Source organism: Microbacterium sp. CPCC 204701 (assembly GCF_004010105.1).
In the GTDB taxonomy this organism is placed as follows: Bacteria; Actinomycetota; Actinomycetes; order Actinomycetales; family Microbacteriaceae; genus Microbacterium.
This window is the reverse complement of record NZ_RRYE01000263.1, coordinates 1-4,391: the sequence shown is the minus strand read 5'-3', so window position 1 is coordinate 4,391 and position 4,391 is coordinate 1. Positions and strand designations below refer to the sequence as shown.

The 4,391-nt window shown below is 70.7% G+C and carries 4 protein-coding genes and 1 pseudogene; all 5 read left to right on the top strand.

All coding sequences use genetic code 11. The features are described 5' to 3' along the window. On the top strand, positions 1-569 hold a 569-nt coding region (locus EIO58_RS13490; RefSeq protein WP_127819969.1), incomplete at its 5' end, for a transposase. Positions 570-641: 72 nt separating this feature from the next. Then, positions 642-1,487 carry a GTP pyrophosphokinase gene (locus EIO58_RS13485; protein WP_240658843.1) on the top strand — a complete coding sequence of 282 codons (846 nt, stop codon included), beginning with the start codon at positions 642-644 and terminating at the stop codon, positions 1,485-1,487. A gap of 232 nt (positions 1,488-1,719) precedes the next feature. Continuing rightward, the gene (locus EIO58_RS13480) at positions 1,720-2,886 is read left to right on the top strand and encodes an alpha/beta fold hydrolase (RefSeq protein WP_240658842.1); all 1,167 of its coding nucleotides are present in this window, start codon (positions 1,720-1,722) and stop codon (positions 2,884-2,886) included. A 53-nt stretch (positions 2,887-2,939) separates the two neighbouring features. Further along, the gene (locus tag EIO58_RS13475) at positions 2,940-4,142 is read left to right on the top strand and encodes a cation:proton antiporter (protein ID WP_127819967.1); all 1,203 of its coding nucleotides are present in this window, start codon (positions 2,940-2,942) and stop codon (positions 4,140-4,142) included. Beyond that, positions 4,139-4,391 (top strand): annotated as a pseudogene (locus EIO58_RS13470) (glutaminase); the annotation flags it as partial. The gene EIO58_RS13475 and the pseudogene EIO58_RS13470, both read left to right, overlap by 4 nt.

Genomic DNA, 4,391 nt, shown 5'->3' with positions numbered 1-4,391 from the left:
GCCAGCGCCGGCAGCTCGTCGCCGCTCTCGCCACGCAGGCCGTCGACCTCGCCGAGGATGCCGGGGTCGCCGTCGGCGCGGCCGCGCGCGAAGACGTCGAGAAGACGATCAACGCGGCGGTGATGGATGCCGCGGCCGCCGCCGCCGTCATGACGGGGCGTCTGGTCAAGCCGCTGGAGGCCGGCGACATCGCGCCTGAGGCGCTGGTCGACGCGGTCGGCGGGTCGGTGCCGGGTGTGGTGACTCCGCCTCCTCCGGACGATCTCGCCGAGCGCCGCGCGCGCAAGGCCGCCGAGAAGGCGGCGCGCGAAGCCGAGCGCCTCGCGAACGAGGCGGAGCGTGTGCTCGCGCGCATCGAGGATCGCCGTGCGAAGGCGCAGGAGCGTGCCGACCATCTCGCCGAGCGCATCGGCGACCTTCGCCGCGACCTCGCACGTCTCGAGGACGAGGCCGCTGCCGCGAACGACAAGCTCGCCGCGATCGAGCAGGAGCACCGCGACGCCGCCGCGAAGTCGACGGAGGCGGCGCGCGACGCCGACCGTGCGCAGCGCGCTCTGGATGACCTCTGAACCCGTGGAGACGGATGCCGAGGCATCCGTCTTCACAGGACACTCGTAGCCGGTCTGCCTAGCGTGGAGGGCATGGCCACCCCTGCGCCCCTCGTGCCCGTGACCACCCCCGATGACGATGCCGAGATCACGGTGTCGGCCGCCGAGCTCCGCGAGATGCGCGACGGCCTCCAGCGGTTCCTCATGGAGTACCGGTTCGGCCTGCAGGAGATCGAAACGAAGATCGGCATCCTCCGCGACGAGTTCCTGCTCACGCACGACTACAACCCGATCGAGCACGTGTCGAGCCGCGTGAAGTCGCCGGACAGCCTCGTCGAGAAGGTTCAGCGCAAGGGCATCGATCCCGACTTCGGGTCGATCCGCCGCAGCATCACCGACATCGCGGGCGTCCGCATCACCTGCAGCTTCGTCGCCGACGTGTACCGCCTCTTCGACCTGCTCACCGAGCAGGACGACGTCCGCGTCATCAAGGTCAAGGACTACATCGCCGCGCCGAAGCCCAACGGCTACAAGAGTCTGCACGCGATCATCGAGGTGCCCGTGTTCCTGTCGACGGGACGCATCGATGTGCCCGTCGAGGTGCAGTTCCGCACGATCGCGATGGATTTCTGGGCGAGCCTCGAGCACAAGATCTACTACAAGTACGCCACGCGCGTGCCGAACGAGCTGCTCGAGAGCCTCAAGGACGCCGCAGAGACGGCCGCCGAGCTCGACCAGCGCATGGAACGGCTGCACGGCGAGATCCGCGGGCACGCCGTCGGCGATCTCGCCACCGGCACGCAGGTGATCCGCGGCCGCGAAACCGAGACCCGCACGGACGGCGAGCACCGAGCGCCGCGCGCACTCACGTCCGGCGCAGCGCAGCCTGCCTCCCCGACGGATGCCGTGCCCCCGGTCGCCGGGCCCGTTTGTCTGTGAGCGACGCCGCGCTCACGTCGTGAGCGCAGCGGCCCGCTCGCGACGTCGAGCTCACGCCTCCCTCGGGGCGGCTTGATGCGCATCTGAGCAGACCGGGAGGTGACGGCGCGGCAGGTCGGCGCTACGGTCAGCAGTGATGCCGACACGACCGACTCCCTCCCGTGCACATCGAACGCGGCCTGCTGCGTGGCGGTGGCTCGTCGCGAAGGGGCACCCGCTCGCCGCCGCCTTCGTGGCCGCGACCCTCGCCGTCCTCGGCGGCGTCGTCGCCGCAGAAGAGTGGCGGGTGATCGGGAACGCCCTCGAACGCCCGGACATCGATGCCTTCTACGAGCAGCCGCCCGACGCCGCAGCGGGTGAGCCCGGGTCCCTCGTGAAGCTCGACGCTCTGCTCGGCGCACCCTTCGCCAGCAGGGCATGGCGGCTGATGTACCGGACGACCGACGTGCACGGCGACCCGGCTGTCGCGACGGGCGTGCTCGTCGTCCCCCTGACGCCGGCACCGGCCGGGGGTCGCACGGTCGTCTCGTGGGGCCATCCGACCACGGGTGCCGCGCGAGAGTGCGCTCCCTCGTACGGCTTCGATCCGTTCCTCGGCATCGAGGGTCTGCGCTTCCTCCTCGACCGCGGATACGCGGTCGTCGCGACCGACTACGTCGGCATGGGCACGGACGGCGTGGACTCGTACCTCGTCGGCGCCACCGGAGGGAATGCGGTCCTCGATGCCGCGCGGGCCGCCCGCGCGGTGCCGGAGGCTCGGGCGACGGATCGGGTCGTGCTGTGGGGTCACTCCCAGGGGGGTCAAGCGGCTCTCTTCGCGGCGGAGCGGGCGAGCAGGTACGCGCCGGAGCTCGCGATCCTCGCGGTCGCCGCCGCGGCGCCTGCCGCCGATCTTCGTGGACTCATGAGCGCTCACCTCGACGACATCTCGGGTGTCACGATCGGAGCGTATGCGTTCACCGCGTACGCCCAGGTGTATGCCGAAGCCCCGCTCGACGGCATCCTGACGTCCGCGGCGCTCGAGACGGTGCCGGAGATGAACGAGCTCTGCCTGCTGTCGCACCTCTCGGAGCTGCATCGGATCGGCGCGCCTCTCGTCGGTGACTTCACGACCCGCGATCCCACCACGTCCGAACCATGGGCGACGCTTTTCGCAGAGAACTCCGCTGGGTCGGAGGCGTTCGATGCGCCGCTCTTCCTCGCGCAGGGGCTCGCCGACGAGTTGGTCGTGCCCGCAGACACCGAGCGGTTCGCCCGACACGAGGCATCCCTCGGCATGGCGGTGACATATCACGAGATCCCCTTCGCCGACCACGGAACGGTGGCATACCTCGCGCTGCCGACCATGCTCGGCTGGCTCGACCGAGTCGCGGCTGAGCAGGTGGAGACCGCGCCTTGATTCCGCGCGATCTGCGCGACGGGGCGGCAGCCCTCCGTCGCTAGTCTGATCGCGTGGAAGAGCCCCAGCCGCTGATGCTCCTGCTGATCCCGCTGCTCGCGGTGCTCGCCCCCCTCCTCGCGCGAGGCCTCGGCCGGTGGGCGCGCATCCCGGTGGTGGTGTTCGAACTGGTGCTCGGCATCCTGATCGGTCCCGCGGTTCTGGGCTGGGCGCACGAGCATGCGTTCATCGACATGCTGTCGGAGCTCGGGCTGGCGCTGCTGTTCTTCGTCGCCGGCACCGAGATCCAGTTCGGGTCGTTCCGCGGGCGACTGGGCCGGCGGGCGTCGCTCGGGTGGATCCTCAGCCTCGTCGTGGGCGTGGCGGCGGGGTTCCTGCTCGCGCCCGGCGAAGCGGCGGTCGTGATCGGCGTCGCGCTGTGCTCGACCGCCCTGGGCACGCTGCTGCCGATCCTGCGGGACTCGGGAGAGCTGCGCACCCCGTTCGGTCAGGCGGTCTCGGCGATCGGCGCCGTGGGCGAGTTCGGGCCGCTGATCGCGATCTCGCTCTTCCTTGGCGGACGAGAGCTGGGTCTGGCCACCATCGTGCTCGTCGCCTTCATCGCGATCTCCGGACTCGCGATCTGGCTGGCGTTCACGCTTCCGCGCGGGGCGATGCACAGCTTCGTGAACTCCACCCTGCACACCTCGGGGCAGTTCGCGATCCGCGTGGTCTTCCTGATCCTGTGCTCGCTGATCGCGCTGAGCATCGTGCTCGACCTCGACATGCTCCTCGGCGCGTTCGTCGCCGGCATCATCTGGCGCCTCATCATGCGCGACGCGTCCGAGCACGACCGCGAGGCGGTCGAGAGCAAGATCGAGGGCGTCGCGTTCGGCTTCCTGGTGCCGGTGTTCTTCATCTACACCGGGGTCACGTTCGATCTGCAGTCCCTGCTCGAAGACCCGGTCCAGTTCCTGCTGCTGCCGGTGGGCCTGATCGCGCTCCTGGTGGTGCGCGGCCTGCCGTCGATGCTCGCGGCCCCCCAGGGGTCCACGCGCCGCGAGCGGTTCTCGATCGCGCTCCTGGGCGCGACCGGCCTGCCGATCATCGTCGCGGTGACGGCGATCGGCGTCGACGAGGGCATCCTGACATCGTCGCAGCAGGCCGTGCTCGTGGCGACCGGCATGCTGTCGGTGCTGGTGTTCCCGCTCGTGGGCATGGCGCTGCGGGGCGACAAGGTGCGCGCGAGCACCTCGATGCAGGACGACGTGGCATGACTGCGAGGGAACTCCTGGATGCCGCGCGCGAGCGGCTGCGCGCGGCTCCCCGTGAGGCTCTCGGCGAACTCGTCGAACCGCGTCGCATCCTCGGCATCGCGCGGGCGCCTCGAATCGAGCACCGGGGAGATGCGTGGCACGTCGGCGTGCTGCTGCTGGCCGACGACGCGGTGCTCGCCACCGGCGACATCGTGCGCGCCCGTCAAGAGGCGCGCCGCGGCTACACGGCCGAGTCGCAGCGGCGCCGCG